30 protein-coding genes are annotated in these 25772 nt (G+C 68.8%); 14 read left to right on the top strand and 16 right to left on the bottom strand.

Translation table 11 applies throughout. From position 1 onward, the window contains the following. Positions 1 to 23: 23 nt before the first annotated feature. From AC0685_RS05215 to AC0685_RS05205, 3 genes are all read left to right on the top strand, one after another. A complete protein-coding gene (locus tag AC0685_RS05215) occupies positions 24 to 602 on the top strand; it encodes a GNAT family N-acetyltransferase (protein WP_478224368.1) in 579 nt (192 codons plus the stop codon). 100 nt (positions 603 to 702) lie between these two features. Continuing rightward, positions 703 to 2673 carry an acetate--CoA ligase gene (gene acs / locus AC0685_RS05210; RefSeq protein ID WP_478224367.1) on the top strand — a complete coding sequence of 657 codons (1971 nt, stop codon included), beginning with the start codon at positions 703 to 705 and terminating at the stop codon, positions 2671 to 2673. Positions 2674 to 2840: 167 nt separating this feature from the next. Continuing rightward, positions 2841 to 3326, top strand: coding sequence for a DUF6319 family protein (locus AC0685_RS05205; protein WP_478224366.1), 486 nt, complete (start codon positions 2841 to 2843; stop codon positions 3324 to 3326). A 53-nt stretch (positions 3327 to 3379) separates the two neighbouring features. On the opposite strand, the gene AC0685_RS05200 is transcribed toward AC0685_RS05205, so the two are convergent. Next, on the bottom strand, positions 3380 to 3715 hold the full coding sequence (locus tag AC0685_RS05200; RefSeq protein WP_478224365.1) for a cupin domain-containing protein: 336 nt from the start codon (positions 3713 to 3715) through the stop codon (positions 3380 to 3382). Beyond that, a complete protein-coding gene (locus AC0685_RS05195) occupies positions 3712 to 5016 on the bottom strand; it encodes an MFS transporter (RefSeq protein WP_478224364.1) in 1305 nt (434 codons plus the stop codon). Before AC0685_RS05195 ends, AC0685_RS05200 begins: the two co-directional genes overlap by 4 nt. Before the next feature lie 107 nt (positions 5017 to 5123). Between AC0685_RS05195 and AC0685_RS05190 the strand changes: the two genes are divergently transcribed. Then, the gene (locus AC0685_RS05190) at positions 5124 to 5804 is read left to right on the top strand and encodes a DUF2848 domain-containing protein (RefSeq protein ID WP_478224363.1); all 681 of its coding nucleotides are present in this window, start codon (positions 5124 to 5126) and stop codon (positions 5802 to 5804) included. Here the strand turns inward: AC0685_RS05190 and AC0685_RS05185 are convergent. Together AC0685_RS05185 and AC0685_RS05180 are read right to left on the bottom strand one after the other, a co-directional pair. Then, positions 5768 to 6544: a tRNA(His) guanylyltransferase Thg1 family protein gene (locus AC0685_RS05185; protein WP_478224362.1), complete on the bottom strand. Its 777-nt coding sequence runs from the start codon at positions 6542 to 6544 to the stop codon at positions 5768 to 5770. The two genes, AC0685_RS05190 and AC0685_RS05185, sit on opposite strands and share 37 nt — an antisense overlap. Positions 6545 to 6547: 3 nt before the next feature. Then, positions 6548 to 7000 carry an AAA family ATPase gene (locus AC0685_RS05180; RefSeq protein WP_478224361.1) on the bottom strand — a complete coding sequence of 151 codons (453 nt, stop codon included), beginning with the start codon at positions 6998 to 7000 and terminating at the stop codon, positions 6548 to 6550. 111 nt (positions 7001 to 7111) lie between these two features. Between AC0685_RS05180 and AC0685_RS05175 the strand changes: the two genes are divergently transcribed. Then, the gene (locus AC0685_RS05175) at positions 7112 to 7831 is read left to right on the top strand and encodes a VIT1/CCC1 transporter family protein (protein WP_478224360.1); all 720 of its coding nucleotides are present in this window, start codon (positions 7112 to 7114) and stop codon (positions 7829 to 7831) included. An 82-nt stretch (positions 7832 to 7913) separates the two neighbouring features. Here the strand turns inward: AC0685_RS05175 and AC0685_RS05170 are convergent, their stop codons facing one another. Continuing rightward, positions 7914 to 9374, bottom strand: coding sequence for a peptide MFS transporter (locus tag AC0685_RS05170; protein WP_478224359.1), 1461 nt, complete (start codon positions 9372 to 9374; stop codon positions 7914 to 7916). 208 nt (positions 9375 to 9582) lie between these two features. On the opposite strand from AC0685_RS05170, the gene nhaA reads away from it, so the two are divergent. The 4 genes from nhaA to AC0685_RS05150 are packed head-to-tail and all read left to right on the top strand — an operon-like array spanning position 9583 to position 12677. Next, positions 9583 to 10779, top strand: a complete 1197-nt coding sequence (nhaA, locus tag AC0685_RS05165; protein WP_478224358.1) for a Na+/H+ antiporter NhaA — start codon at positions 9583 to 9585, stop codon at positions 10777 to 10779. A 51-nt stretch (positions 10780 to 10830) separates the two neighbouring features. Further along, positions 10831 to 11325: a phage holin family protein gene (locus tag AC0685_RS05160; RefSeq protein WP_478224469.1), complete on the top strand. Its 495-nt coding sequence runs from the start codon at positions 10831 to 10833 to the stop codon at positions 11323 to 11325. A gap of 15 nt (positions 11326 to 11340) precedes the next feature. Continuing rightward, entirely contained in the window at positions 11341 to 12264 is a 924-nt protein-coding gene (locus AC0685_RS05155) for an alpha/beta fold hydrolase (RefSeq protein ID WP_478224357.1), read from the top strand. After that, positions 12261 to 12677, top strand: a complete 417-nt coding sequence (locus AC0685_RS05150) for a DnaJ family domain-containing protein (protein WP_478224356.1) — start codon at positions 12261 to 12263, stop codon at positions 12675 to 12677. The genes AC0685_RS05155 and AC0685_RS05150 overlap by 4 nt, the downstream gene beginning before the upstream one ends. A gap of 90 nt (positions 12678 to 12767) precedes the next feature. Here AC0685_RS05150 and AC0685_RS05145 read toward each other — a convergent pair whose 3' ends face one another. Genes AC0685_RS05145 through nth form a run of 4 tightly spaced genes read right to left on the bottom strand, consistent with a single transcriptional unit; the run spans position 12768 to position 15939 of the window. Then, on the bottom strand, positions 12768 to 13952 hold the full coding sequence (locus AC0685_RS05145; protein ID WP_478224355.1) for a MarP family serine protease: 1185 nt from the start codon (positions 13950 to 13952) through the stop codon (positions 12768 to 12770). A gap of 6 nt (positions 13953 to 13958) precedes the next feature. Beyond that, complete coding sequence (locus tag AC0685_RS05140; RefSeq protein WP_340685288.1) at positions 13959 to 14666, bottom strand: NUDIX hydrolase; 708 nt, start codon at positions 14664 to 14666, stop codon at positions 13959 to 13961. Continuing rightward, the gene (locus AC0685_RS05135; RefSeq protein ID WP_478224354.1) at positions 14663 to 15259 is read right to left on the bottom strand and encodes a TlpA family protein disulfide reductase; all 597 of its coding nucleotides are present in this window, start codon (positions 15257 to 15259) and stop codon (positions 14663 to 14665) included. The genes AC0685_RS05140 and AC0685_RS05135 overlap by 4 nt, the downstream gene beginning before the upstream one ends. Further along, positions 15256 to 15939 carry an endonuclease III gene (nth, locus tag AC0685_RS05130; protein ID WP_478224353.1) on the bottom strand — a complete coding sequence of 228 codons (684 nt, stop codon included), beginning with the start codon at positions 15937 to 15939 and terminating at the stop codon, positions 15256 to 15258. Before nth ends, AC0685_RS05135 begins: the two co-directional genes overlap by 4 nt. 237 nt (positions 15940 to 16176) lie before the next feature. On the opposite strand from nth, the gene AC0685_RS05125 reads away from it, so the two are divergent. The 4 genes from AC0685_RS05125 (at position 16177) to dnaN (ending at position 20061) form a co-directional block, all read left to right on the top strand. Further along, positions 16177 to 16428, top strand: coding sequence for a hypothetical protein (locus AC0685_RS05125; RefSeq protein ID WP_005166943.1), 252 nt, complete (start codon positions 16177 to 16179; stop codon positions 16426 to 16428). A gap of 160 nt (positions 16429 to 16588) precedes the next feature. After that, positions 16589 to 17263 carry a Crp/Fnr family transcriptional regulator gene (locus AC0685_RS05120; RefSeq protein WP_003081747.1) on the top strand — a complete coding sequence of 225 codons (675 nt, stop codon included), beginning with the start codon at positions 16589 to 16591 and terminating at the stop codon, positions 17261 to 17263. Between the two features lie 461 nt (positions 17264 to 17724). Then, positions 17725 to 18987, top strand: a complete 1263-nt coding sequence (locus AC0685_RS05115) for an MFS transporter (RefSeq protein WP_478224468.1) — start codon at positions 17725 to 17727, stop codon at positions 18985 to 18987. Positions 18988 to 18996: 9 nt separating this feature from the next. Further along, on the top strand, positions 18997 to 20061 hold the full coding sequence (gene dnaN, locus AC0685_RS05110; protein WP_478224352.1) for a DNA polymerase III subunit beta: 1065 nt from the start codon (positions 18997 to 18999) through the stop codon (positions 20059 to 20061). A 136-nt stretch (positions 20062 to 20197) separates the two neighbouring features. Here the strand turns inward: dnaN and AC0685_RS05105 are convergent, their stop codons facing one another. The 7 genes from AC0685_RS05105 to AC0685_RS05075 form a co-directional block, all read right to left on the bottom strand. After that, on the bottom strand, positions 20198 to 20449 hold the full coding sequence (locus AC0685_RS05105) for a glutaredoxin family protein (RefSeq protein ID WP_034314716.1): 252 nt from the start codon (positions 20447 to 20449) through the stop codon (positions 20198 to 20200). After that, positions 20446 to 21216, bottom strand: coding sequence for an MBL fold metallo-hydrolase (locus tag AC0685_RS05100; RefSeq protein ID WP_478224351.1), 771 nt, complete (start codon positions 21214 to 21216; stop codon positions 20446 to 20448). Before AC0685_RS05100 ends, AC0685_RS05105 begins: the two co-directional genes overlap by 4 nt. Further along, complete coding sequence (locus tag AC0685_RS05095) at positions 21213 to 22025, bottom strand: NUDIX hydrolase (RefSeq protein ID WP_478224350.1); 813 nt, start codon at positions 22023 to 22025, stop codon at positions 21213 to 21215. Before AC0685_RS05095 ends, AC0685_RS05100 begins: the two co-directional genes overlap by 4 nt. A gap of 89 nt (positions 22026 to 22114) precedes the next feature. Continuing rightward, entirely contained in the window at positions 22115 to 23263 is a 1149-nt protein-coding gene (locus AC0685_RS05090; protein ID WP_478224349.1) for a hypothetical protein, read from the bottom strand. Positions 23264 to 23301: 38 nt separating this feature from the next. Continuing rightward, entirely contained in the window at positions 23302 to 23931 is a 630-nt protein-coding gene (locus tag AC0685_RS05085) for a hypothetical protein (protein WP_016337887.1), read from the bottom strand. Further along, entirely contained in the window at positions 23931 to 24386 is a 456-nt protein-coding gene (locus AC0685_RS05080) for a RidA family protein (RefSeq protein ID WP_125679755.1), read from the bottom strand. The genes AC0685_RS05085 and AC0685_RS05080 overlap by 1 nt, the downstream gene beginning before the upstream one ends. Before the next feature lie 12 nt (positions 24387 to 24398). Further along, a complete protein-coding gene (locus AC0685_RS05075) occupies positions 24399 to 24560 on the bottom strand; it encodes a Sp36 family protein (protein ID WP_005166970.1) in 162 nt (53 codons plus the stop codon). Between the two features lie 129 nt (positions 24561 to 24689). Here AC0685_RS05075 and AC0685_RS05070 point away from each other — a divergent pair, with 129 nt between their 5' ends. Further along, positions 24690 to 25634: an esterase/lipase family protein gene (locus AC0685_RS05070; protein WP_478224348.1), complete on the top strand. Its 945-nt coding sequence runs from the start codon at positions 24690 to 24692 to the stop codon at positions 25632 to 25634. The last annotated feature ends 138 nt before the right edge of the window (positions 25635 to 25772 follow it).

Genomic DNA, 25772 nt, shown 5'->3' with positions numbered 1-25772 from the left:
TTGCCGTCCGTAGCGTCGAGGCCGTGACCGACTGGAACACCCACGCCACCCTGCGCGGCGAACGCGTCCACCTCGAACCGCTCACCCGCGACCACACGAAGGGCCTGTTCGCGGCGGGCTCCGACCCGGCGATCTGGACCTGGCTCAGCCTCCGGCAGCCGCAGGACCTCGCCGCCGCCGAAGCCATGGTCGACGACATCCTCGCCGACACCGACCGCCGCGCCTGGGCCCAGATCGACGCGCGCACCGGCGAAGTCGCGGGCACGACGTCGTTCTACGCGATGAGCGCGCGCCACAAGATCGTTTCCATCGGCCACACCTGGATCGGTTCCGAATGGCAGCGGACCGGACTCAACCGCGAGTCGAAACTCCTGTTGCTGCGCCACGCTTTCGACGACCTCGGCGCGAACCGCGTCTCGTGGGAGACCGACATCCGCAACCTCAAGTCACAGAAGGCGATCGAACGTCTCGGCGCGCAACGGGAAGGGGTGCTGCGAGCGCATCGCGTCCGGCCCGACGGAAGCGTCCGCGACACCGTCGTCTACTCCCTCACCGGACCAGAATGGCCCGCGGTCCGTACCGCTTTGTCCTCAAGCGTGTGAACGCCGCGCGCAACCACGATGCAACCTTTTACTTCGCGTCGTAACGTCGATAGCGTGCCAACGGGCGTGAAGACACGCGAATCACAGGAGGCATCGCACCATGACCGAGCAGTCGCCGGCGCTGGACAATTTGCTCACGGAGAGCAGGACCTTCCCCCCGAGTGAGGCTTTCAGCGCGCAAGCGAATGCCACCGCCGACTTCTACGCCGAAGCCGACGCCGACCGGGAAGCGTTCTGGGCCAAGCAGGCCGAGCGCCTTCACTGGGAAACGAAGTGGTCGCAGGTAGTGGACTGGACCAATGCGCCGGTGGCGAAGTGGTTCGTGGGCGGGAAGCTCAACGTCGCGTACAACTGCGTCGACCGCCACGTCGATTCCGGGCACGGCGACCAGGTCGCCATCCACTGGGTCGGCGAGCCCGGCGACAGCCGCGACATCACCTACGCCCAGCTGAAGGACGAGGTTTCCAAGGCCGCGAACGCGCTCGAGTCCCTCGGCCTCAAGGCGGGCGACCGCGTCGCCATCCAGATGCCGATGGTGCCCGAGGCGATCGTCGCGATGCTCGCCTGCGCCCGGATCGGCGTCCTGCACAGTGTCGTCTTCGGTGGTTTTTCCCCGACAGCCCTGCGTTCCCGCGTGGACGACCAGGCGGCGCGGATCGTCATCACCACCGACGGCCAGTACCGTCGCGGCAAGGCCGCCCCGATGAAGGCCAATGTCGACGAAGCGCTCGAAGGCGCCGAATCGGTCGAGAAGGTCATCGTCGTGCGCCGCACTGGCGAAGAGGTGCCGATCACCGAAGGCCGCGACATCTGGTGGCACGAACTGGTCGACGGCCAGTCCGCGGAGCACACGCCGCAGGCGTTCGACTCCGAGCACCCGCTCTTCATCCTCTACACCTCCGGCACCACCGGGAAGCCGAAGGGCATCCTGCACACCTCCGGCGGCTACCTGACCCAGGCCGCGTACACGCACCACAACGTCTTCGACCACAAGGCAGGCGAAGACGTCTACTGGTGCACCGCCGACATCGGCTGGATCACCGGGCACACGTACATCGTGTACGGGCCGCTGGCGAACCGGACGACGCAGGTCGTCTACGAAGGCACGCCGAACACCCCGCACGAGGGCCGCCACTGGGAGATCGTCCAGCAGCACAAGGTCTCCATCTACTACACCGCGCCCACGCTGATCCGCACGTTCATGAAGTGGGGCAACGAGATCCCGCAGAAGTACGACCTCTCCTCGCTGCGCGTGCTCGGCAGCGTCGGTGAACCGATCAACCCCGAAGCGTGGATCTGGTACCGCGAGAACATCGGCGCGAACTCGGCGCCGATCGTGGACACCTGGTGGCAGACCGAGACCGGCGGGATCATGATCTCGCCGCTGCCGGGCGTCACCGCCACGAAGCCGGGTTCCGCGCAGAAGGCGCTGCCGGGCATCTCGGCGAAGGTCGTCGACGACCAGGGCGTCGAGGTCGGCAAGGGCGGCGGCGGATACCTGGTGCTCGACAAGCCGTGGCCGGGCATGCTGCGCGGCATCTGGGGCGACGAGCAGCGGTTCCGCGAGACTTACTGGTCCCGCTTCGCCGACCAGGGCTACTACTTCGCCGGCGACGGCGCGAAGTACGACGCCGACGGCGACGTCTGGCTGCTGGGCCGGGTCGACGACGTGATGAACGTGTCCGGGCACCGCATCTCGACCACCGAGGTCGAGTCGGCGCTGGTCTCGCACCCGACGGTCGCCGAGGCCGCCGTCGTCGGCGCGACCGACCCGACCACCGGGCAGGGCATCGTCGCCTTCGTCATCCTGCGCGGCAACGCGGTGGATGGCGGCGATGAGGCCGTCCAAGAGCTGCGTAACCACGTCGCCAAGGAGATCGGGCCGATCGCGAAGCCGCGGCAGATCCTGGTCGTGCAGGAGCTACCGAAGACGCGCTCCGGCAAGATCATGCGCCGCCTGCTGCGTGACGTCGCGGAGAACCGCCAGGTCGGCGACGTGACCACGCTGGCCGACTCGTCGGTGATGGACCTGATCTCTTCGGGCCTGAAGTCCGGCAAGTCCGAGGAGTAGCCACTCCCGCACGCGCCATGAAAGGTCCTTTCCTCGCAAAATTTGCGAGGAAAGGACCTTTCCTCGCACGCGACACGCCTACCACACCCCGGTTCGCATCACTCGAACGCCTGTTCTAGGATGTGCCGGGTACCACCCCATACCCGGGCAAGGAGACGACACCGACGATGACCGTGGATGCCTTGACACGCACTAACGCCGTGTCCGAAGAAGCGGCTACCGAAGCGCCCGTCGACTCGACGCCGCAGGCGGAGACGGCCGAAGCCCCGGCGGAGGCGAAGACCGAGACTCCGGAAACCCCGGAGACCCCCACCGACGAAAACACGGTGGAGTCCCCCAAGCCCAAGCGTGGCCGCCCGAAGGTCGCCACGACGGCGAAGAAGACCCGCACCGTCGAGCTGACCCTCACGGTCACCGGCACCGCCGACGGCGAGTGGCAGGCCGAGCTCAAGAACGGCAGCAAGTGGGTCACGAAGGGCCTGGAGATCCCGGCCGCGGCCGTGTCCCGCGCCGCCAAGGAACTGCACGCCGACCTGTCGGGCCCGATCGACGAGGTCATCAACGCCGCCCGCGAGCTGCAGGCCGCGAAGGTCGCCCAGCTCGAAGCCGAGCTGGAGAAGGCGAAGCTGGCGCTGGCCGAGCTGGACGCGTAAGACTTTCCTCCCGACCGGGGCGGACGCTGGAAATCAGTGTCCGCCCCGGTTTTTCATTCCGCGATCGGTGCCCGCGTGGGCAGCGGCGTCTTGAATTCGACCCACTGACTGTCCACAATGGCCTCGACGCTGTGCTGGACGCCGCGCGGGTGGACGATCGTGCCGCCCGCTTCGAGGGTCACTTCCCGGCCGCCGAGCGTGCCGCGCAGCGAACCCGAAACCAGGTACACGATGCTGTCGTGATCGTGGCTGTGCACGGGAGAAGCGACGCCCGCCGGGTAGGCGATCTCGTACGCCAGCCCGCCTTCCGCCGTGGCGAGCGTGCGGAACCTGCCCTGTCCGCCGATCAGCGGCAGACCCTCCACTGTGGACATGGTCGTCCAGGTCATCGCACGGGCTCCATGGCAGCCGCCTCCTCGCGGTCCGGGTCACGGGCGAGCACGACACCGATGATGGTCACCACCGCCGTCACGAGCAAGTAGCCTCCGATCGCGAGCCAGGTGTCGAAACCGGCCAGCAGCGCCGTGAACAGCAGCGGCGCGGGAGCCCCGCCGATCACGCCCGCCAGGGTGTACGCCAGCGAGCTGCCGGTGTAACGCAGGCGCGGCGAGAACTGCTCGGTGACGAGCGCGGCCTGCGGCCCGTAGAGCGCCGCGTGGATGACGAGCGCGAGCACGATCCCGATCGCCAGCATGAGGAACGAACCGCCGCTGACCATCGGGAAGAACACGAACGGCCAGATCCCGGCGGCGATGGTCGCGATCAGGTACATCTTGCGCCGCGAGACGCGGTCCGAGAGCGCGCCGAACAGCGGCATCAGCACCAGCTGGAACGCCGAACCGATCATCACCGCGGCCAGGCCGGCGCCGCGCGAGAGATCGGTGTGCGTGGTGACGTACGTGAGGACGAAGACGGTGAACAGCGCGTACAACACGTCCGGACAGACACGGATCAGCACGGCCGCGACCAGCGCGCGGCGTTCGGTGCGGAAGACCTCGGAGATCGGCGCCGACGGACGTTCGCCGCGCTCCTGGATCTGCTTGAAGACCGGGGTCTCCTCCAGCTTGAGCCGGATCCACAGGCCGAACCCGACCAGCGCGCCGGAAAGCAGGAACGCGATCCGCCAGCCCCAGCTGTTGAACTGGTCCTCGGTGAGCAGTCCGGCCAGCACGGCGAGGACGCCGTTGGCGAGCAGGTTGCCCGCGGGCGGGCCGATCTGGGCGGCGGAGGCCCAGAAACCGCGTTTGTTCGGATCGCCGAACTCACTCGAGAGCAGGACGGCGCCACCCCACTCGCCGCCGATGCCGACACCCTGCGCGAACCGCAGCGCCACGAGCAGCACCGCCGCGAAGCCGCCGATGGTCTCGTAAGTGGGCAGGACACCGATGAGGAACGTCGCCACCCCGGTGAGCACGAGCGTCATGACCAGGATGCGCTTGCGGCCGAGCACGTCGCCGAGGCGGCCGAACAGGAACCCGCCGAGCGGCCGGGCGAGGTAGCCGACGGCGTAGGTGGAGAACGCCGCCATCGTGCTCGCGAGCTGGTCTTCCGAGGGGAAGAAGAGATTCCCGAAGATCGTCGCGGCCGCCACCGAGTAGGCCGCGAAGTCGTACCACTCGAGCGCTGTTCCCGAGAGGCTGGCCGCGAAGGCCTTGTGCAACGAACGCCGGTCACCGGCTGGTGAGGTCATGTCCACATCCGTCCGTAGGAGATCCGCAACCCCGCCGGGAGGGGTTGAATTGCGGATATACTCCTTGTATACAAGCTGTATGCGCAACCCCCGATCTCGGAGGACAGATGCCTGAGCTGCGTTTCACCCTTCCCGGCGGCCAGGAGCGGCGGACCGAGGTCCACACGCTGCTGAACGCCGGATACGCCGGTCGCAGCCAGGAGGACGTCGCCGCCCACGTGGCCGAACTGGCCGAACTCGGCGTCCCCGCGCCTTCGGTGATCCCGGCGCTCTACCCCGTCGCGCCGTACCTGGCGACCCAGACCGACGAGGTCCCGGTGCAGCACGAGCGGACCTCCGGCGAGGCCGAATGGGCCATCGTCATCACCGGCCCCGCGCCCGAGGACGTCCTCCTGACCGCCGCCTGCGACCACACCGACCGCGCGCTCGAAGCGCACGGCGTCGCGTGGAGCAAGAACGCCGGCCCCGACGTCCTCGCCGCCAAGGCGTGGCGGCTCGTCGACGTCCAGGACCGGCTCGACGACCTCACGCTGTCCGCCTGGGCCGGGGAAAACCTTATCCAGCGAGGAAAGCTCGCGGAACTGCTGCCGCCGTCGTACTGGCTCGACGTGCTGCGCGAGCGTGACCTCCACGCCCCGGGCACCGTGTTGATCTCGGGGACGATCCCGATGGTGCACGGCGTCGACCAGTTCGCCGACTCCTGGCGCGTGGAACTGGGCGACCCGGCGACCGGCGAGACGATCGAACTCGCCTACACCGTGCGACGGCTGCCCGAACCGATCGGCTGAAGCAGCTCGCCGAGGAAGGCCCGGTACTCGTCCTTCATCGGCAGCTCGCGTTCCACGCGGACGCGGCGGCGGGTCGCGGAGACCTCGATCTCCCGCACCGGATCGAATCCGGTGCGCTCGTAGGACTCCCAGTACAGCCCGACGCCGCGCCGTTGCCAGGCGGGGACTTCGGCGAAGTTGACGCCGTGCGCGAAGAGCAGCTCGTTCTTCTCGGAGACGCCGGCGCCGTCGAGGACGGCTCCGGCCTCGCTCGCCGATTTCCCCGCCTTGCGGAGGATCCAGTAGCACCAGCCGTTGAGCGCGCATCGGGCCGCGTCCGCCTGGCGCCAGGAGAAGTAGTCGACGACGTCCTCCGCCGTCGTGCCGAGCCAAACGCGGCCGTCGAAGTGCGCGGGTACCCCGGCCGCGTGGGTGAACGCGGCCGAGGCGACGCCGGCGGAGATCGACACGAGCTTCTCGACACCCCGGCCGAAGAGGTCGGCGGACGGGGCTAGCACGAGCGAGATCTCGTCGCTTTCCGTGTATACGTAAGGCGAAGCGAACTCCGACAACAAGGCGCCCGCCGCCTCGGCCATACAGTCGGCGAACCGGGGATCGAACGGCTTCTCGAACCGCGCTTCGGTGAACTTCGAGAAACCCCGGCCGTCGACGCGGAGCACCGTCCAGGCTCCCGGCGGCACGGTCAGCCCGTGGAACCACTCCCGTTCCCGTTGCCGCGCCTCGAAATCACCGGCGTCCATGGTTCACTCCCGCTCGACGACGAAACCGCCTTCGCCGTCGAAACCGACGGTGTACAGCTCGTCGAAACCGTCTTCGGCGCTCGGGCGCCTGAGGCGTTTCAGCGTCGCATACAGACCGACGTCGGGCACCCGGGTTTTCCCTTTCCGGCGGCCGTTGCGCTCTTGGGAGCCTTCGAGATCCGGCGGGAACCAGTATCCGAGGACCCGCGCGCCGTACCGCCTGGCGACTTCGACCAACGGCGCCCATTCCTCCGGCGAGGGGTTGGTGTTGTCCACGACCACCGAACGGCCGCCCTCGAACGCTTCGGCCAGCATCCGCAGCTGCCGGGCCTGCGGCCGCCGGGCGTTGGGGAAGGTGTCCTTGCTGACGTGGACGTGCGTCGCCGCGAACTCCCGGCGGAAGAACGTCGTCTTCCCGGCTGCCTGGAGCCCGATCAGGATCACCACCTCGGCCACGGACACAACGTAGCCGATGGGTTAGGTAAGGCAATAGTCAATAAGGATTGCCTCTATTTACCGAAACGGTCTTCGCTCGCCGGATACCGTTCTTTGTGTTTCACTGAAAAGGTGACCGATACCGTATCGACTTCACATCCGCACGAACCGCACGCGGACCTCGGCGGCAAGCTGAACTGGTTGCGCGCCGGGGTTCTCGGCGCGAACGACGGGATCGTCTCGGTGGCGGGCATCGTGGTCGGCGTCGCGGGCGCGACCACCGACTCCACCGCGATCGCCACCGCGGGAATCGCGGGACTGGTCGCGGGCGCGCTTTCCATGGCGGGCGGCGAATACGTCTCCGTGAGCACACAGCGCGACACCGAACGCGCCCAGTTGCGGCTGGAAAAGCGCGAACTGAAAGAGATGCCCGAGGCCGAAGAACGGGAACTCGCGGAAATCTACGAGGAGAAGGGGCTTTCCCCGGAACTCGCCGCCGAGGTCGCCCGCGAACTGACCGAAAAGGACGCGCTGCAGGCGCACGCCGAAGCCGAACTCGGCATCGATCCGGACAATCTGACCAGCCCATGGCAGGCGGCGTGGGCGTCGCTGGTGGCGTTCACCGTCGGCGCGCTCCTGCCGCTGCTGGCGATCGTGTGGACGCAGACCTCGGCGCGGGTCTGGGCGTGCGCGTCGGCGGTCGTGGCCGGGCTGGCGCTGACCGGGTTCATCAGCGCGAAACTCGGCGACGCCCGCGTGGGCCGCGCGATCGCGCGGAACGTCGGCGTCGGTGCGCTGACGATGCTGGTGACCTACTACGTCGGTGTGCTGTTCGGGACGAGCGTGGCGTAAGCGGTCGCGCGCTGGGGTCGTGAGTGGCGATTCGGGTTAGAACCCGAATCGCCACTCACGACCATCTGGACAGCGAAGCGCGTCAGTGAACGCCCTTCATCAGCTTGCGGATCATCGGCGTAGCCACCAGGAGCGCCACACCGACCACGATGGCCACCCCGCCGACGATGCTGAAGTACGGCGCTTCGTCGTCCACCGTGTAGAACTCGGCGAGCTTTCCGGACATCGCCGTACCGAGCGAGATGGACAGGAAGTTCAGCGCCACCATCTGCGTCCGGAACGCCTCCGGCGCGAGTTTGGTCGACAGCGAGAGACCGACCGGCGAAAGCATCAGTTCCGCCATGGTGAACACGAACAGGATGCCGGCCAGCGCGAGCAGCGGGCTCGCGTTCTTGCCGCTGCCGACCATCGGGAGGAACAGCAGGAACGCCACGCCCATGGTGACCGTGCCGAGTACGAACTTGATCGGCGACGACGGCTGCCGCGAGCCGAGTTTCGTCCAGACCGCCGCGATCACCGGCGCGAACAGGATGATGAACACCGGGTTGATCGAGTTGACCCACGCCACCGGCATCTCCCAGCCGAAGATCGTCCGGTTCAGGCGTTCGTCGGTGTAGGCCGCGACCACGGTGAACTGCTGCTGGTACAGCGAGAAGAACGCGGCGCTCGCGATGAACATCGGGATGAACGAGTACACCCGGCTGCGTTCGTCGGCGGTGATCTTCTTGCTGCTGATGATCACCACGAAGTAGATCACCGAGATGACCGCGACGGCCCAGACGACGACGTCGACCAGGTTCGCCGGGGTGATCACGCCGAAGACCACGAGCAGCACGATCGCGGCGACACCTGCCGCGGTGCCACCGAAGACCAGCGGTCGCTGCGACGCGGGCAGCGGGTTGGGGACCTCGCTCGCCTTCTCGCCGAGGTTCTTGCGGCCGATCGTGTACTGGATCAGGCCGAGCGCCATACCGAACGCGGCGAGCCCGAAGCCGACGTGGAAACCGATCTCGCTCTGCGCGAGCCCGGTCAGCAGCGGGCCGACGAAGCCACCGACGTTCACGCCCATGTAGAAGATCGTGAAGCCGCCGTCACGTCGCTCGTCGCCTGGCGCGTACAGCGTCCCGACGATGGCGGTGGCGTTGGACTTCAGCCCGCCGCTGCCGACGGCCACGCAGACGAGACCGACACCGATACCGGCCAGACCGGGCAGGACGGCGAGGCTGATGTGGCCGATCATGATCAGGATCGCGCTGTAGAACAGCGTGCGTTCCGAGCCGAGCACCCGGTCCGCGACCCAGGCGCCGATCACCGCCGACAGGTAGACCATGCCGCCGTACGCGCCGACGATGCCGAGCGCGGAGGCCTTCGGCAGCGCCAGGCCGCCCTGGCTGACTTCGTAGTAGAGGTAGATCGGGAGGATGCCGAGCATCCCGTAGAACGAGAAACGCTCCCACATCTCGACGCCGAAGAGGTTCGCGAGCCCTCGTGGGTGCCCGAAAAACCTCGTGTCCCGCTGGACCTCGGTAGAGGTACTCACCATGCCGTCCTTAGTGAAGACATCGTTGTCGGTTTCCGGTTGACATGCTAGAAGCCCACTATGTGGACGGGACACCGACGTCCGCATGATCTCTGTGGCAGCTGTCATGAAGGCGGGATTTCCGCAGCTTGAGGCATTAAAATCGCGTCAAGGTGCGCCGGGAAGTCTGGTCGGCAACAGTATTCGTCGTTGCCGAAACCCGGAGGATGCCTTGTCCGGCCCCACCCGCCCCGCGAAAGCCGTCGCAGAGTTCGCCCGCTACCTGCGCACGGAGACGACCGGCGGGATGATCCTGCTCGGCGCCACCGCGATCGCCCTCATTTGGGCCAATTCGCCCATCGACGACCTTTATCGCGCGATCCGCGATTTCCGGCTGGGCCCCGAATTCCTCCACCTGAATCTGACGATCGGCGACTGGGCGAAGGACGGCCTGCTCGCGTTGTTCTTCTTCGTCGCCGGGCTCGAACTCAAACGCGAACTCGTGGTCGGTGAACTTTCGCGGTTCAAGCAGGCGATCCTGCCGGTGGTCGCCGCGATCGGCGGCATGGTCGTCCCGGCGCTGGTCGCGCTCGCGGTCGGCTGGGGAGCGCCGGGCATCGAACGCGCGTGGGCCATCCCGGTCGCCACGGACATCGCCTTCGCGCTGGGCGTCCTGGCTCTGACCGCGTCGAACCTGCCGAGCAGCGCCCGTGTCTTCCTGCTCTCGCTCGCGGTGGTGGACGACCTCGGCGCGATCCTCGTCATCGCGATCCTGTTCACCGCGAAATTCGACCTCGTCGCCGCGGGCGTCGCCGTCGTCGCGCTCGCGCTGTACGCCTACCTGCAGAAACGCCGCGTCCGCAGCGCCTGGATCTACGTGCCGCTGGCCTTGATCACCTGGATCGCGGTGCACTCGGCCGGCATCCACGCCACCATCGCCGGTGTCGCGCTCGGCCTGCTCACCCGCGTCCGCGCCGACGAGGGCGAGGAGCACGCGCCCGCGATCCGGCTCGAACACCGGTTGCAGCCGTGGTCGGCCGCGGTCGCGGTGCCGTTGTTCGCGCTGTTCGCGGCCGGGATCACGGTGGACAGCGAATCGCTCAGCGCGGTGTTCACCACGGCGTTGCCGCTGGCCGTGCTGATCGGGCTGGTCGGCGGGAAGCTGCTCGGGATCTTCGGTGCCAGCCTGCTCGCGGTGAAGTTCAAACTCGCGGAGAAACCCAGGGGTATGGGCTGGCGTGACATCGGGGCACTGTCGATGCTCGGCGGCGTCGGGTTCACCGTCAGCCTGCTGATCGCCGATCTCGCGCTCGACGGCGAAGCCGTGGACCAAGCCAAGATGGCGGTCTTGATCGCCTCGGCGGTCGCCTCTCTGGCGGGCGCCGGGATGCTGCTGCACCGCAGCCGCGTGCACGCGCGCGAGGATTGAGAACGCGACACTCGCCGGTCCGTCGCGCCCGTGATCGGGGCACGTGGCACGATGGCCGGTGTGAGCAGCCCCAAGCACGAACGTACCGGCCCCGACGGCGTGGGGGCCGTGCCCTACCTCCCCCTGTCGAGCGATGACGACGTGGTAGCGAGCGAGCAGTCCCTCGGGAAACTCGTCGGCGATGCCACACAGCACGTCTCGACGCTGATCCGCGCCGAGGTCGAGCTGGCCAAATCCGAAGTCGTCGCGGAGGCGAAGAAGGGCCTCAAGGGCGCCATCTTCTTCCTGGTCGCGCTGGTCATCGGCCTGTACAGCTCGTTCTTCTTCTTTTTCTTCCTCGGCGAACTGCTGTCGGAGTGGCTGATGCGCTGGGCGGCGTTCGCGATCGTGTTCGGGCTGATGCTCGTCGCGACGGCGGCCGCGGGCTTCCTCGGCTATCGCAAGGTGAAGAAGATCAAGGCGCCGGAGCGCACGATCAACAGCTTCAAGGACACCGCCGCCGCGTTCAAGCCGCGTCATGACGACGCGCCCGCGAACCGCGACTGAGAAGTTTTCGAGTCGGTGCAGGCGACACCGGATCCGTCGATCGTCCGGATCGACGGTCCGTGGACCCATCGTGACGTCTCGGCGAACGGCATCCGGCTGCACGTCGCCGAACTCGGTGACGGGCCGGTGGTCCTGCTGTTGCACGGGTTCGCCGAGTTCTGGTGGACCTGGCATCACCAGCTGAAGGCGCTCGCCGACGCCGGTTTCCGCGCGGTCGCGGTCGATCTGCGCGGGTACGGCGACTCGGACAAACCCCCGCGCGGCTACGACGCCTGGACTCTCGCGGGCGACGTCGGCGGGCTGATCAAGTCGCTCGGCGCGCGCAAGGCCCATCTCGTCGGGCATGCCTGGGGCGGCATGCTCGCGTGGACGGTCGGCGCGCTGCACCCGCGGCTGGTGTCGTCGGTCAGCGTGCTGGGCGGCGCGCATCCGCTGGCGTTGCGCCGGTCCATCCGGCGGCCGGGGCAGTTGCGCGCTTCGGGACATCTGTTCCGCTTCCAGGTGCCGATGGCGCCGGAAAAGTGGCTGGTCAAGGACGACGCGCTCGCCGTCGAGGAACTCTTCCACGCCTGGTCCGGTCCACAGTGGACGGTCACTTCCGACTTCACCGAGACCGTGCGCGCGTTCCGGCAGGCGATGCTCGTGCCGGGGGTGCCGCACAGCGCGCTCGAGTACTACCGATGGGCGTTCCGCGCACAGTTCCGCGGCGAAGGACGCCGATTCAGCGAAGCACTGCGAGGCCGCTTCGCTCCCCGTGTGCTGCAGCTACACGGCGAGGAGGATCGGTGCGTCCTGCCCGACACCGCGGCGGCGTCACGTCGCTGGGCCCCGGACGCCCGCCTCGAGCGCTGGCCCGGGATCGGGCACTTCCCGCATCTGGAGGCCCCGGAGCGCACGTCGGCCGCGCTGCTGGACTTCTTCCGTATCTTGGAAACATGACCGAGCGCAAACCGACGGGCGTGTCGTTCGAGTCCTGGGTGGACCGGCAGATCAGCGCCGCGGAGGCGAAGGGCGAGTTCGACGACCTGCCCGGCGCGGGGAAGCCGCTGCCGAAAACGGACGGCAAGGACACCGCGCTGGCCTGGGTGGTGAACAAGGTGCGCGCCGAAGGGCACGACGTCTCGGCGCTCCTGCCGCCGTCGCTGGCGATCGCGAAGGAGCTGGACGACCTGCCGGACACCTTGGCGAAGGTGCGCCGGGAGGCACGGGTGCGGGAGATCGTCGAGGACCTGAACGAACGGATCCGCGCCGAGCACCGGCGTCCGGCCGGAGGTCCGGTGCTGCGGGCACGGCCGCTGGACGTGGACGAGACCGTCGCTTCGTGGCGCGAAGGCCTCTCTCCGAACGCCTGACCAGCCCCTCGCGCGTGCAATGAAAGGTCCTTTCCTTGCAAATTTCGCAAGGAAAGGACCTTTCATTGCACCGGCGAGCGAGTGAGTGGGCTAGTTGGCGCAGGGCCCCGTCGACGTGTTCGCGCTCAGCGCGGGAGCCGTCTCCACCACCGGCCGCACCTGCTCCGACGTCAGCGTGAAGCCGGTCTCCGGATCCTCGACGGCCGCGCCGAAGACGACTCCGATGACCTCGCCTTCGGGGTTGATCATCGGCCCGCCCGAGTTACCGCTGCGCACCTGCCCGCGCACGGTGAACACGTCCCGCTGCACGGTGTTGGCCTCGTAGATGTCCGGTCCGCGCAGGTTGATCCGGCCGCGCACTCTGGCGGGCGTCGCGGTGTACGGGCCGTCGAGCGGGTAGCCGAGCACGATCGCGTTGTCGCCGGCCCGCGCGACCCGCGGCGTGAACGGCAGCACCGGCGCCTGGAGCCTCGGCACCGCGAGCACGGCCACGTCGGCCTCGGGGTCGAAGTAGACGACCCTGGCCGGGAACTTGCCCGAAGTCGATTCGATGGCGACCTCGTCGGTCCCCGCGACGACGTGCGCGTTCGTCATCACGCGCTGCGGCGCGACGACGAATCCGCTGCCTTCCAGCGCCCGCGAGCACGAAGTCGCGTTGCCGCGGATCTTCACGACACTGCGGTGCACCTGTTTGACGATCGCGCTCGCCTGCAGCGCGGTGTCCGGCGGGCTGGTGTCCTGGACGTTCGGCTTCTGGAACGGGTCCACAATGGACGGGAAGCCGGACGCGTCCAGCAGTTTGCGCAGTTCGCTCGGAAAGCCCTGCGCCGCTTCCGGCATCACGTCGTTGACGCCGCCCAGCACCACCGAGCTGTTGATCGACTTCGCCAGCCCTGGCACACCCGAGACGGCCGTCAGTGGCGTCGCGATCAACCACGCGACCACGAACACCACGGCGGCCTGCACCACCGCGCCGAGCGTCTTGTCGACACCGGAAAGCTTGTCCGGGTTGATCTTCTGCCGCAGCTTCCGGCCTGCCCAGACACCGAGGGTCTCGCCGAGCGCGACCAGGAACACCACGGTGGCCACCGCGAAGGCGACCTTCGCCGCCGGATGCTGGAAGAGTTCGACGACCAGCGGCGCGATCTTGATCCCCGCGAGCGCTCCGAGCACCACCCCGACCAGCGAGGGGAGGGCGATGATCACCCCCTGGAACGCGCCGGACACGCCCGCCAGCAGCGCGAGGAGGATCACCAGTACGTCGACCCAGTTCACCGGCGCCTACTCCTTCTCCGGCACTTGCCGCCCGTCGACCCGCGCCTGATGTTCGGCCAACGCTACGTCAAGCTCCCGGACATCGCCGTGGTCCCAGTCCCGTTCCCAGCCGCCGAGCGACAACGTCATCGCCAGCAGGCCGCCCGTGAACCCCCAGACGAACATCCCACCGACGTCGAACGCGGGCCCCTTCCAGTCGTAACCCTCGCGTTTGACCTGGAACCGGTTGGCCGGGTCGGTGAGCTCGGCGATCGGCACCCTGGCCACCGCCGCGGTCTCGCCGGGATCGACCGCGTGCACCGGCGACGGTGTCCGCCAGTAGGCGAGCACCGGCGTCACGGCGAAGCTCGACACCGGCACGAACAGTTCCGGGAAGACCGCCATGGGCAGCACGCCGGAGGGTTCGACGCCGGTCTCCTCCTCCGCCTCGCGCAACGCGGTGCCGACCGGCCCACCGTCATCCGGCTCGGCGCCCCCGCCCGGGAAGCTGACCTGCCCGGCGTGCGAGCCGAGTGTGTCGGCGCGGCGCTGGAGCAGGACGTCGGGCCCCCGCGGGCCCTCGCCGAAGAGCATCAGGACGGACGCGGACCGGTAGGTCGCGTCCCTCGGCACGCTGAACCGGCTGAACGCGTCCGCGCCGACCTCGCCGCTGATCTTGACCAGCGGCTGCAACCAGGCGGGCACGTCCTCCGGGTCCACGAGGGGGCCGGTCATGGTGTCCCTTCCACAGCGGCGCGCACCTGGTCAGTGTTCAGGAAGACGCGTGGGTTCTCGATGAGCCGGACGTCGCCACCCGCCGTGACCAGGTACGTCGCGGGGAGGGAGGAAGGGACCTTCAGTGCCGTCCGCACCGGCCCCGACTGACCGTCACCGTCGAACACCGACGGCAACCGGACACCCAGTTCGCTCAGCATCGCGAGCCCGTCGGCCCCGGAGCTCGCGACCTGGACGAGGAGCACGCGCGCGGCACCGGGCAGCGCGGCGTACTGCTGGAGCAACGGCAGTTCGGCGCGGCACGGCTCGCACCACGACGCCCACAGGTTGACCAGTACGGGACCACCCGAGACCACCTTGGCGAGGTCGACCCGCGAGCCGTCGCCGAGGCATTCGACATCGACTCCGCGCAGCTTCGCCACTTCGCCCGGCCCAGGCGGCGGACAGGGGGCGAGCGCGGCCTTCGCCCGCGCGGCCGTGAGATCCCCCGACGTCTTGGCGGGCGCCTGGCCGTCACGCGTCGTGAGCAGCGCGACGATCAGGGCCACCACCAGCACGGCGGCCCCGAGGGCCAGTTTGGTGACCCTGGTCACCGGACGGCCGCCAGTTCCAGGATGTGCTCGCGTTCTTCGCCCTTGACCAGCTTCGCGGCCTCTTCGAACCCCGTCGGGCCGATTCCGTACGAGGGGCACATCTTGGCCAGCGGGCAGGCGCCACAGGCGGGTTTACGGGCGTGGCACACGCGGCGGCCGTGGAAGATCGTCCGGTGTGAGAGGAGCGTCCACTCCTTGCGCGGGATCAGCTCGCCGACGGCGTGCTCGACCTTGACCGGGTCCTCCTCCTCGGTCCAGCCCCAGCGGCGGACGAGACGGCCGAAATGGGTGTCGACGGTGATCCCGGGAACCCCGAAGGCGTCGCCGAGCACGACGTTGGCCGTCTTGCGGCCGACACCCGGCAGCGTGACGAGGTCCTTCAGCTTGCCGGGCACTTCGCCGTTGTAGCGCTCCACCAGCGCCGCGCCCAGGCCCATCAGCGAGTTCGCCTTCGCACGGAAGAACCCCGTCGGCCGGAGGTACTCCTCGAGTTCGGCGCGGTCGGCGCCGGCGTAATCGGCGGCCGTCCGGTAGCGGGCGAAGAGCGCGGGCGTGACCTGGTTCACGCGGACGTCGGTGGTCTGCGCCGAAAGCACGACCGCGACCAGCAATTCGAGCGGAGTGGTGAAGTCAAGCTCACAGTGCGCGTCCGGGAACTCGTCGTCGAGGCAACGCTTCATCCGCCTGGCGCGTCTCACCAACGCGAGCCGGCTTTCACCCTTGCCCCCCGCACGGGGGGCATTGGTGGGGGCAGGAGGCACCCCGATAGCCTACGGGCGCCATCGGACGAGCCAGTGGGAGCACCCGCCGGTCGACGGCCGACACGCCAGAGCACCACCTCGGCGCTTCGATCGAGGACGCCATGAGCGAGGATCTGGAGTAATGCACAACTTTTCGGAATTCCCTGGGCAGGGCTCATGACCGTCTGGTTCGTCATCCTGGTGCCCCTGGTGATCATGTTCTTCGCGCTGTTCATGGAACGCGTGGAGACCAGGCTCAAGCACGTCGCGGTGCAGGAGAACGAGGTCGAGGAGTTCCTCGAGCAGGCTCAGCCCAACGAGGTCAGGGCCCTTTACGGGCACGGCATCGGGCGCGCGCTCGAGCTTTTCCGGCTGCGCAGGCTGGGCGGGAAGGCGGCCAGGCTTCGCGCGCGACGCGTGCGGAGTTAGGCTCCACGTTCGAGCGAGATCGTTCCCGGGCCGCGCGCACGTTCGGCGTGCCGACGAGCGATCTCGCGCGCACGACCTAGACTGACGCGAAAAGTGATCGACGACACGGTCCTCGGCAGGATGAGGATCGACGTCGTATCTCGATGAGGAGGCACCCGAGGTGGACGAAACCCTGGCCCGAGCGGGCATTTTCCAGGGTGTTGAGCCGGCAGCCGCCGAGGCGCTGGCACAGACCTTGGAATCCGTGGAGTTCCCTCGCGGGCATGTCATCTTCAACGAGGGTGAACCCGGCGACAAGCTTTACATCATCCAGTCCGGCAAGGTGAAGATCGGCCGCAAGTCACCCGACGGCCGGGAGAACCTGCTGGGCATCTTCGGCCCGTCCGACATGTTCGGCGAGCTGTCCATTTTCGACCCCGGCCCGCGGACGTCCAGCGCGACGACCGTGACCGAGGTCCGTGCGGTGACGATGGACCGCCCGGCGCTGCGGCAGTGGATCTCCACCCGCCCGGAGATCGCCGAGCAGCTACTGCGCGTGGTCGCCCGTAGGCTGCGCCGGACGAACAACATGGTCGCCGAGCTGATCTTCACCGACGTCCCCGGACGCGTGGCGCGTGCGCTGCTGCAGCTGGCGCAGCGCTTCGGCAGCCAGGAGGCCGGTCTGCTGCGGGTCACGCACGACCTGACGCAGGAAGAGATCGCCCAGTACGTCGGCGCTTCGCGCGAGACCGTCAACAAGGCTCTCGCCGACTTCGCGCACCGCGGCTGGCTGCGGCTCGAAGGCAAGAGCGTGCTGATCCTGGACCCGGAGCGCCTGGCCCGCCGCGCCCGCTAGGACCCCGCTTCACGTGCAATGAAGGGGCCTTTCATCGCAAATTTCGCGATGAAAGGCCCCTTCATTGCGCCTGGTGCCGAACACAACGAAGAGCCGGGCGCCACCCCCGACGTGGCGCACCGGCTCTTCGCTGTGCGCGGATCATCCCCCGACGATCCGCGCTCCCCGCCCTCCGGAACAAGGCCCCGACCCGTACGCCGGAGGGAGCTGGAGACTGTGTGATTGTCGTACAACCATCCACGGCCGTCGGCCGTGAACTCAAGTTCTTTCACTCTCAAGGACGCCAAACGCGTCGATTTGTTGCCCCGAATGACCCAAAATCGACCGACTGTTACCTGATCGTGACGAACCAGGGCGATTCAAGGTCCGTAATACCCGAATCCGGTGGTGACCAAACTTACCGCCGCAGATCTGGTACTCGCGTACCAAAGTAGTTCATACTGGTACGCGTGTCCCAGTCTGTGTCCGCTTCCGCCGAGAGCCACCGCACCTCCCTCGCCGACTACCGAGCCGCGCTGACCGCGCCCGGATCCCGCGGGGCGGTGATCGCGTCCCTGCTCGCCCGCCTGCCGATCGCGATGATCGGCATCTCCGCACTGCTCTACGTCCAGCGCGAGACGGGCTCCTTCGCCGCGGCCGGGCTGGTGTCGGCCGGGTCGCTGGTGGGCGTCTCCGTGGGCGCGGTCGTGCAGGGACGGCTCATCGACCGCTTCGGGCCGACAAGGCCGCTGCTGACCACCACGGTGTTTTTCGCGCTGGCGATGACCGCGCTGGTGCTCGCGATCGAGGCGCACGCGCCGACTCTCGTGCTGGTCCCGCTCGCCTTCGGCACCGGGATCACGGAACCGATGGTCGGTTCGGCCTCGCGCGCGCTGTGGACACGGCTGCTGCCCGCCGGGCCGACGCGGAACGCCGCGTTCTCCTACGAGGCCATCAGCATGGAGGTTTTCTTCATCCTCGGACCCGGGTTCGCGGGGCTGCTGATCGCCGCGCCGTGGGCGGGCACCGGGATCGTGACCGGCTCGCTGACCATGATCGCGGGCGCGGTGCTGTTCGCGCTGAGCCCGACCGTGCGCGCCTGGGGTCCGTCGCCTTCGTCGGGCGGCAAACTGCTCGGCGCGCTGGCCAGCCCCGGAATGCGCACGCTCGCGGTCGCCGCGCTGGGCTTCGGTGCCGTGATCGGATTCGTCGAGGTCGCCGTCCCGGCGGCCGCCACCGAGGCGGGGAACACCTCCATCGGCGGCCTGCTGCTCTCGGCCTGGTCGGTCAGTTCGGTCGCGTTCGGGGTCGCGTACAGCCTGCGCCCATGGCCACGTCAGATGGGCTTGCGGCTGCCGGTGCTGCTGGCCGGATTCGGCGCGCTGGTGGCGCTGTTCGCGCTGCCCGGCTCGCTCTGGGGCCTCGCGCTCGCCATGCTCGCCGCGGGCGCGCTCATCACGCCGCAGTCGACGACGCATTCGGCGGCCATCGAGATCGCCGCGCCGAAGGGCACGGCGGCCGAGGCGTTCGGCTGGGTGCTCACCGCGGTGACCCTCGGTCTCGCGTTCGGGCAGTCGATCAGCGGCTACCTCGTCGAGCACGCCGGGCACGAAGCGGCGTTCCTCGCCGCCGGCGGTGTCGGGTTCGCGCTCGCCGCGGTGGTGTGGCTGCTGCGCGGCACCTTCCGCCCGCAGCCGGCCGGAGCCGTCGCCGAGGCCCCCGAACTTGTCGGTGCCGCCCGCTAGCTTGCGGGCATGGACCTGACTGCCGCCACCCGCTCCCTCTCGTCCGCCGTTTCCGCCGCCGCCCGGCTGCTCACGGCCCGCTCCGGCCTGCTCCTGCGCGCCGGGAAGGATGGGCTGACCGTCTGCGGCAGCGACGGTGAACGGGCGGTCCGCCTGACCAGTGACGCCATGGTCCACACCGACGGCGAGGTCCTCGTCCCGGCCGGGCCGCTCGCGGAAACGCTGCGGATGCTCGAAGACGACCTGGTACGCCTGGTCGTCGAGGGTTCGCGGCTGGCCGTGCGGGTCGAGGGCGGCCGTTACGCGCTTCCGCTGCTGAGCCGCGAACTGAACCTCCCGGACATGCCGCCCAAAGTGTCCGAAGTGGACGGTCACGCACTGGTGACCGCGTTGCGCACCGTCGCGGGCACGGCGGCCAAGGACGACGCGCTGCCCATGTTCACCGGTGTCCGCGTGCAGAGCTTCAGCCGCGAGCTGCGGCTGACGGCGTCCGACCGGTACCGGATGGCCGTGGCCACCCTTCCGCTGCGGTCCGAAGGCGAGCCGATCGACGCGCTTGTCCCGGCAGGCCTGCTCGCGGAGACGGGGAAGCAGGCACGCGGCGTCGTCGGCCTGCACGGCGACAAGACCCGCTTCGGGCTGAGCTGGGCGGGAGTCACCGTCACCACCGCCGTACTCGACGCGGGATTCCTGTCGGAGAAGCTGATCGACTCGTCCACTGTGGATACAACGGTCGAGGTCGCCGCCGACGCGCTGGCCGCCGCCGTGCGCCGGGTTGGTGTCTACGCGGACGATCGCCGGGTGCTGACGCTGGAGGTCGGCGACTCACATCTGCGGCTGGCCAGCTCGAAGCAGGACACCGGGGAGGCCGAGGAGACGTTGAAGGCCGAGGTTTCGGGCGGCCGGACTTCACCGTCGTTCCAGGCGCGCTACCTGCTGGACGCGCTGCAGGGTTTCGCCGGGGAACGGGTGCGGCTCGAGATCCAGCCCGGGATGCGGGCCTGCGTCATCCGGGCGGTGGAGCCTGGCGATGTGGAGCTGACGTACTACGTGATGCCGATGCTGCCGCGCTGACACTGTCCACAAGGGACCTATGCCGCAACGCCACCTCGGCGCCCCAAACTCGACGCGGTCACCCCTGCCGAACGCCATGAAAGGTCCTTTCCTTGCGAATTTTGCAAGGAAAGGACCTTTCATGGCATTTGGCGACCTAGGCGGACGCGGCCTTCACGGCGGCCTCGATCTCACCGAACGAAGGATTCACCATCGCCTTCGAGCCCACGAAGACCGTCGGCACGACCTCGTTCCCGTTCGCCACCGAACGCACCCGCGCGGCGGCGTCCGGGTCCTCCCAGATGTTGACCCGCTTCACCTTGAAGCCGCTCTTCGACAGCGGCCGTTCCAGCGCGGCGCAGAATCCGCATCCGGGGCGCCAGTAGAACTCGACCTCGACGTCACTCATTCGCCGTCCTCCGACCTCAGGTAGTCCAACTGTGCCTGCACACTCCACTCCGCGGGCGCCCACAGAGCCTTGTCGACGTCGGCGTAGACGACCTCGACCACCTGGCGCGGGGTGGCGTCCGCGCCGAGCTTCTCCAGTGCCGAACGCACCTGGTCCAGCCGTTCTTCCCGGTGTGCCAGGTATTCGCGCGCGGTCGCGGCCAGGTCGGGCAGTTCGGGGCCGTGCCCCGGCAGACCGGTGGTGCCGCCGGGCAGGCCGATGAGTTTCCGCAGCGAGCGCAGGTAGTCGCCGAGGTCGTGCAGCACGGTGGTGCCGCGGCCGAGGATGGTGTCACCGGTCAGGATCTGCCCGTCGGACACCAAGCAGATCGAGTCGCCGGTGTGGCCGGGCGTGTGCAGCACCGACAGCCGGAGACCGGCGGCCTCGATCACCTCACCGTCAACAAGGGACTTCCCGCCGACGCAGAGCGACTCGTCGAAGGCCCGCACCGGGGCGCCGACGCGCTCGGCGAACCAGGGCGCGCCCTCGGCGTGGTCGGGGTGGTGGTGGGTCAGGACGATCAGCGCGACGGCGCCGGTTTCCGCCAGCAGCGTCAGATGTTCGATGTCCTCGTGCCCGGGGTCGACGACCACGGAACCGGCCGCACCCGGTCCGCGCAGCACCCAGGAATTGGTGCCCTCCAAGGTCATCGACGACGGGTTGTGCTCCAGCAGCACGGAAGCCGTCGGCGTCACCTGGCGCAGCACGCCGTACGCGGGGGCGCTCATGCCGGGTCCAGGACGACGCGGACCTTGTCGCCTTCGCGCACCAGCGTCGGCATGATCTTCGAAATCTCGCGCTCGACGGCCTGCGCCGCGGCCGCCGAGTCGAATTCGCCCAGTTCCGCGAGCGTGATCCAGGTCGGTGGCATGAGCATGCGGCGCCCTTCCTTGGCATCGGCGATGGCCTCGGCGGGCCGCTGCCAGCCGGAGCTGACGGCCTCGGAGGTGGCGCCGTCCGCCTCCTGTCCCTCGGGCAGCACGGCGACGAAGAAGCAGGTGTCGTAGCGGCGCGGTTCCTGCGGCGGGGTGACCCAGTTCGCCCACGGGCGCAGGAGATCCGCGCGCAGCGTCAGGCCGTTGGCTTCGAGGAACGCGGCGAGTGAGAGTTCCCGGGAGATCAGCTTCGCGCGGGCGCCGTGGTAGGGCGTCGTGTCGGTGACGACGGTGTCCCCGAGGCTCGCGAGCAGCACGCCCGACTCCTCGAACGTCTCCCGCACGGCCGCGCACACCAGGGCGCGGGCGAGCGATTCGTCGCAGCCGAAGCGTTCAGCCCACCACGCCGGCTCCGGGCCCGCCCAGCTGACGGAGGTGTCGACATCGCGGGAATCCACGCCACCGCCGGGGAAGACGGTCATCCCGCCGGCGAACGGCATGCCCTTCACCCGGTGCTGCAGGAAGACCTCGACGCCGTCGGCGCCGTCCCGGAGGAGGATCACGGTCGCCGCGTCCTTGGGCGTCACGGGCTCGCCGTCGGCGTTGGCGCGGGTGCCCACCCCGGCCCCCACCGGGATGTCGAATGTCAGTTCTTCAGCCACCCTCGCAACCTAACATCGCAATTCGTCCTCTGGATGCGGTAGTTGCGCGTGCAACCACCGCGCCCAGAGGACGAAATGCTCAGAACATGTCAGGAAGACCAGCCGCTGCTGCGCGAAGCACCGTTCAGCCGGATCTTCGCCGCTTCGGCGCGCTCCCGTTCGGCGAGCTCGGCGTGCAGCTCGCGCAGGAGCGCGCGGTCGCGCTCGCTCAGGCTGGGGTCGTCGAGGTCGAGAGCGGGCAGCTCGACGACCTCGTGCATGCTCGGCTTGCCCGTGGCGATCTCGCGGCCCTTTTCGGGGTCCTCCTTGAGCGCCTGGCGCAGCTGCGCCACCTCGGCGGGCGTCAGGTCGGCCGTGCGCTCGGCGCGGGTCTCCGCCCGCGACTTGCGCGGCGGTGCCGACTCCGACGAAGACGAGGACGACGGCGTCGCCGAGGGCGCCTGCTGCACGATCGGCACCACCGGCGCGATCGGCTCGACCGGTTCGTGAGTACTGCTGCTGACCGGCCGCAGCCCGTGCCTGCTCGGCTGCTCCTTGACCGGCTCGGGAGCCGGGCTGGGAGCGGGCGGCGGGGTCACCGGCTCGGACCGAAAGTCACTGGAGTGAGCACTCCCGGTGACCCAGACAGGACTCGCGGCCGACGACGCGGCCTGGTGGTACGCGGACCGCGCGACGCCGGGCCCCGCGACCTCGACGACCGAACGGATCCCCGCGCGGCGAAGCGCGGTGTCCACGCGGAACGCGACCGCGGGCGGGTTGCCCTCCGGGCCGATCTCGACCAGGACCACCCGCTGCGGCAGCGCGCCGGGCACGCTGCCCGCCGGCGTGTTCCGCCACACCGCGTGCACCGACCGGACGTCCGGCAGCACCTGCAGGGTGCGGTCGAGCGCCTCGGCGAGGCCGAATTCGGGCTGGTTCTCACCGGTGAACCGGTGGGTGAGCACCGGCTCGTCCTCCTCGACGACCAGCAGGTCGTTCGCCAGGGTGGCGTCGGACCTGCTCATCTCGAGGACGAGCGCGAGTTCACGCTGTTCGGCCGAGCTCACCGGGATCTTCCCCGCGATCAGGGTGCCGGTGGTGAGCTCCACCGCTTCGTCGATGTGCGCACGCGCGATCAGCTCACGCGCTTCGGTCAAAGCACTGTCGTCGATCCGACCCGCCAGGGCCAGTAACAGGTTGTGCAGGCGCAGGGGCACCGAGAACCCGTCCATGGGCGGGCCGTCGTGGACCTCCACCATTGCTCTGCTCCCTCCCGGCTCGCCTGGTGGAGCGAGCGTTAAGCGGCGACCAGCCGACTTCCGGTGTCCACCGCGCCCACACAGACCAGCTCGGAGTTGGCGAGCGCGGTGCGGTGATAGCCGGTGAGGTCGATGCTCGGCGGGAGAACCTCGACGCCGGGCTCCTCGTCACCGAGCACGCGCAGGACGCGCTGCAGCTCGCCGGTCAGCCTCGGCAGGCCGTTCGTCGCCGTGACCAGGAGGACTCGTTTCGCCCCACCCTCGCCGACCACACCGAGGTGTCGCCAGCTTTGCCGCACTTCACCCACATCCGGCCGTCCCCGCAACGTCGCGTGGATCAATACGGACACAGAGTCGACGGAGTTCACCCATTCGGGCGCACTCTGCGTGAATGTGTACCTGGTCTCGGTGACGTCGTCTACCCCCAGGGTGGAACTCACCTGATGCCAGTCGGCTCCGTGCGGGATGAGTCCGGCGACTAGCAGGCGATACTCCGTCTGATCCAGGTCGATCCTGTGCTTAAGCAAAGACCTGGGCAGGGTGCGCGCGAGCGTGCCCATCGCGCCCTCGCCCAGCCAGTCACGGAACCGCCACAAGAGCTGGTCCGGCAGCCGTCCGGCCAGCCGGAGCAGGAGCTCGTGCGAGGACCGTTCGATGTCCGGGTCCATCACTTCACCTCCACGATCAGTTCGATCTCGACCGGCGCCCCGATCGGCAGCTCGGCGACCCCGACGGCCGAGCGGGCGTGGATACCCGCCTCGCCGAAGATCTCGCCGAGCAGCTCGGACGCCCCGTTGATCACCGCGGGCTGACCGGTGAAGCCCTCCGCGGACGCCACGAACCCGACGACCTTGACCACCCGCACGACGTTGTCGATGCCGACGACCGAGTCGACCGCGGCGAGGGCGTTGAGGATCGACGTCCGCGCGTACTGCTTCGCCTCTTCGGGGCTGACCTCGGCGCCGACCTTGCCGGTCGCTTCGAGCTCACCGGAGACGAAGGGCAGCTGCCCGGCCGTGTAGACGTGCGAACCCGTGCGGACGGCGGGCACGTAAGCCGCCAGCGGGGCGGCGACGGCTGGCAGCTCGATACCGAGCTCGGCGAGTCGATCGCTCCAGGTCATGACTTCAATCCCTCAGTTCTTCGCTCGTTTGAGGTAGGCGACGTGCTGCTCGCCGGTCGGGTTCGGGAGCACGGTGACGAGCTCCCAGCCGTCCTCACCCCACTGGTCGAGGATCTGCTTGGTGGCGTGGATCAACAGGGGGACGGTCGCGTACTCCCACTTGGTGGCGCTCATGCCCGGGAGCGTAGCCAAACCGGCAAGCGCGCCCGACACACATGCGGAAAACCCTCTCGCGACCGGTTCGCCGAATTCCCGCCGATGTGTTTCACTTCACACCTACTCGGGAGTAGATAGGACGCCGACATGCGGACGACGAAGTCCCTCGCCGCCACCTTCCTGGCCGCGGCCCTTGCCCTGATCTGCGCCTCACCGGCGAACGCCGACGAGGAACTCCCCGTCCCGTGGACCCTCGCCGCGGCACTGCCCGCGCAGGCGGCGAATCCCGGCGGCCCGCCGCCCGGCTCGAACGACTTCGGCTGCCGTCCGGGCGAGGCCCACCCGAATCCGGTGGTGCTCACCCACGGCCTGAGCGCCAACCAGACGGTGAACTGGCAGACGTTCGCCCCACTGCTCAAGAACAACGGGTACTGCGTCTTCTCCCTGACCTACGGGGTCCCCGGGAAGCCGCTGCCGGTCTACCAGCCCGGCGGCCTCCTGCCGATGGAGCAGAGCGCGAAGGAGCTTTCGGCGTTCGTCGACAAGGTGCTCGGCGCGACCGGCGCGGCCAAGGTGGACCTCCTCGGGCATTCCGAAGGCACGCTGATGCCTTCCTATTACGTGAAGTTCCTCGGCGGGGCGTCCAAAGTGGACAAGTACGTCAGCCTGACCCCGCTCTGGGACGGCACGACCCTGTTCGGCGCCTCGCGTCTCTACGCGCTTTCCGGCGCGCTGGGGCTCGCGACCGGCTTCAACGGCATCCTCGACCCGCTCTGCGGCTCCTGCCGCCAGTTCCTGCGCGGCTCGGAATTCCTCACGAAGCTGCGGTCGGGCAACGGCGTCTTCCAGCCGGGCGTGACCTACACGAACATCATGACCCGGTACGACGAGGCCGTCGTCCCGTACACGAGCGGGATGGGCAAGGGGCCGAACGTGAAGAACATCGTGCTTCAGGACAGTTGCGTGCTGGACCTGGCCGAGCACGCCGGGGTCGCCGCCGACCGCAACGCGGCCGGGCATGTCCTCAACGCGCTGGACCCGGCGCACGCGAAGCCGGTCCCCTGCGTGCCCGCGACCCCCATCGGGAGCTGACCGACCTGGCGTGCTCGAATCCCGAACTCGCGTGCTTGAAGACGGAACTCACGTGCTTGAGGGCGGAACTCGCGTGATCCGTCTTCAAGCACGCGAGTTCCGGGCTCAAGCACGCGAGTTCGGTGCCCGAGCACGCGT

The sequence above is a fragment of the Amycolatopsis sp. NPDC043889 genome (assembly GCF_056435645.1).
Note: the sequence above shows the minus strand (reverse complement) of the source record. Positions and strands in the feature narration are given on the sequence as shown.

Excerpts from the sequence above, each read along its gene's own strand:
- AC0685_RS05140 (WP_340685288.1), bottom strand. The coding sequence starts at position 14,666 with ATGACCGGCCCCCTCGTGGACCCGGAGGACGTGCCCGCCTGGTTGCAG.
- AC0685_RS05085 (WP_016337887.1), bottom strand. The coding sequence starts at position 23,931 with ATGGACCCGGACATCGAACGGTCCTCGCACGAGCTCCTGCTCCGGCTG.
- AC0685_RS05195 (WP_478224364.1), bottom strand. The coding sequence starts at position 5,016 with ATGACCTCACCAGCCGGTGACCGGCGTTCGTTGCACAAGGCCTTCGCG.
- AC0685_RS05185 (WP_478224362.1), bottom strand. The coding sequence starts at position 6,544 with ATGGACGCCGGTGATTTCGAGGCGCGGCAACGGGAACGGGAGTGGTTC.
- acs (WP_478224367.1), top strand. The coding sequence starts at position 703 with ATGACCGAGCAGTCGCCGGCGCTGGACAATTTGCTCACGGAGAGCAGG.
- AC0685_RS05070 (WP_478224348.1), top strand. The coding sequence starts at position 24,690 with ATGCGGACGACGAAGTCCCTCGCCGCCACCTTCCTGGCCGCGGCCCTT.
- AC0685_RS05125 (WP_005166943.1), top strand. The coding sequence starts at position 16,177 with ATGACCGTCTGGTTCGTCATCCTGGTGCCCCTGGTGATCATGTTCTTC.
- AC0685_RS05105 (WP_034314716.1), bottom strand. The coding sequence starts at position 20,449 with ATGAGTGACGTCGAGGTCGAGTTCTACTGGCGCCCCGGATGCGGATTC.
- AC0685_RS05100 (WP_478224351.1), bottom strand. The coding sequence starts at position 21,216 with ATGAGCGCCCCCGCGTACGGCGTGCTGCGCCAGGTGACGCCGACGGCT.
- AC0685_RS05075 (WP_005166970.1), bottom strand. The coding sequence starts at position 24,560 with ATGAGCGCCACCAAGTGGGAGTACGCGACCGTCCCCCTGTTGATCCAC.
- AC0685_RS05200 (WP_478224365.1), bottom strand. The coding sequence starts at position 3,715 with ATGACCTGGACGACCATGTCCACAGTGGAGGGTCTGCCGCTGATCGGC.
- AC0685_RS05160 (WP_478224469.1), top strand. The coding sequence starts at position 10,831 with ATGGCCGGTGTGAGCAGCCCCAAGCACGAACGTACCGGCCCCGACGGC.
- AC0685_RS05170 (WP_478224359.1), bottom strand. The coding sequence starts at position 9,374 with ATGGTGAGTACCTCTACCGAGGTCCAGCGGGACACGAGGTTTTTCGGG.
- nth (WP_478224353.1), bottom strand. The coding sequence starts at position 15,939 with ATGAAGCGTTGCCTCGACGACGAGTTCCCGGACGCGCACTGTGAGCTT.
- AC0685_RS05150 (WP_478224356.1), top strand. The coding sequence starts at position 12,261 with ATGACCGAGCGCAAACCGACGGGCGTGTCGTTCGAGTCCTGGGTGGAC.
- AC0685_RS05090 (WP_478224349.1), bottom strand. The coding sequence starts at position 23,263 with ATGGTGGAGGTCCACGACGGCCCGCCCATGGACGGGTTCTCGGTGCCC.
- AC0685_RS05205 (WP_478224366.1), top strand. The coding sequence starts at position 2,841 with ATGACCGTGGATGCCTTGACACGCACTAACGCCGTGTCCGAAGAAGCG.
- AC0685_RS05190 (WP_478224363.1), top strand. The coding sequence starts at position 5,124 with ATGCCTGAGCTGCGTTTCACCCTTCCCGGCGGCCAGGAGCGGCGGACC.
- dnaN (WP_478224352.1), top strand. The coding sequence starts at position 18,997 with ATGGACCTGACTGCCGCCACCCGCTCCCTCTCGTCCGCCGTTTCCGCC.
- AC0685_RS05080 (WP_125679755.1), bottom strand. The coding sequence starts at position 24,386 with ATGACCTGGAGCGATCGACTCGCCGAGCTCGGTATCGAGCTGCCAGCC.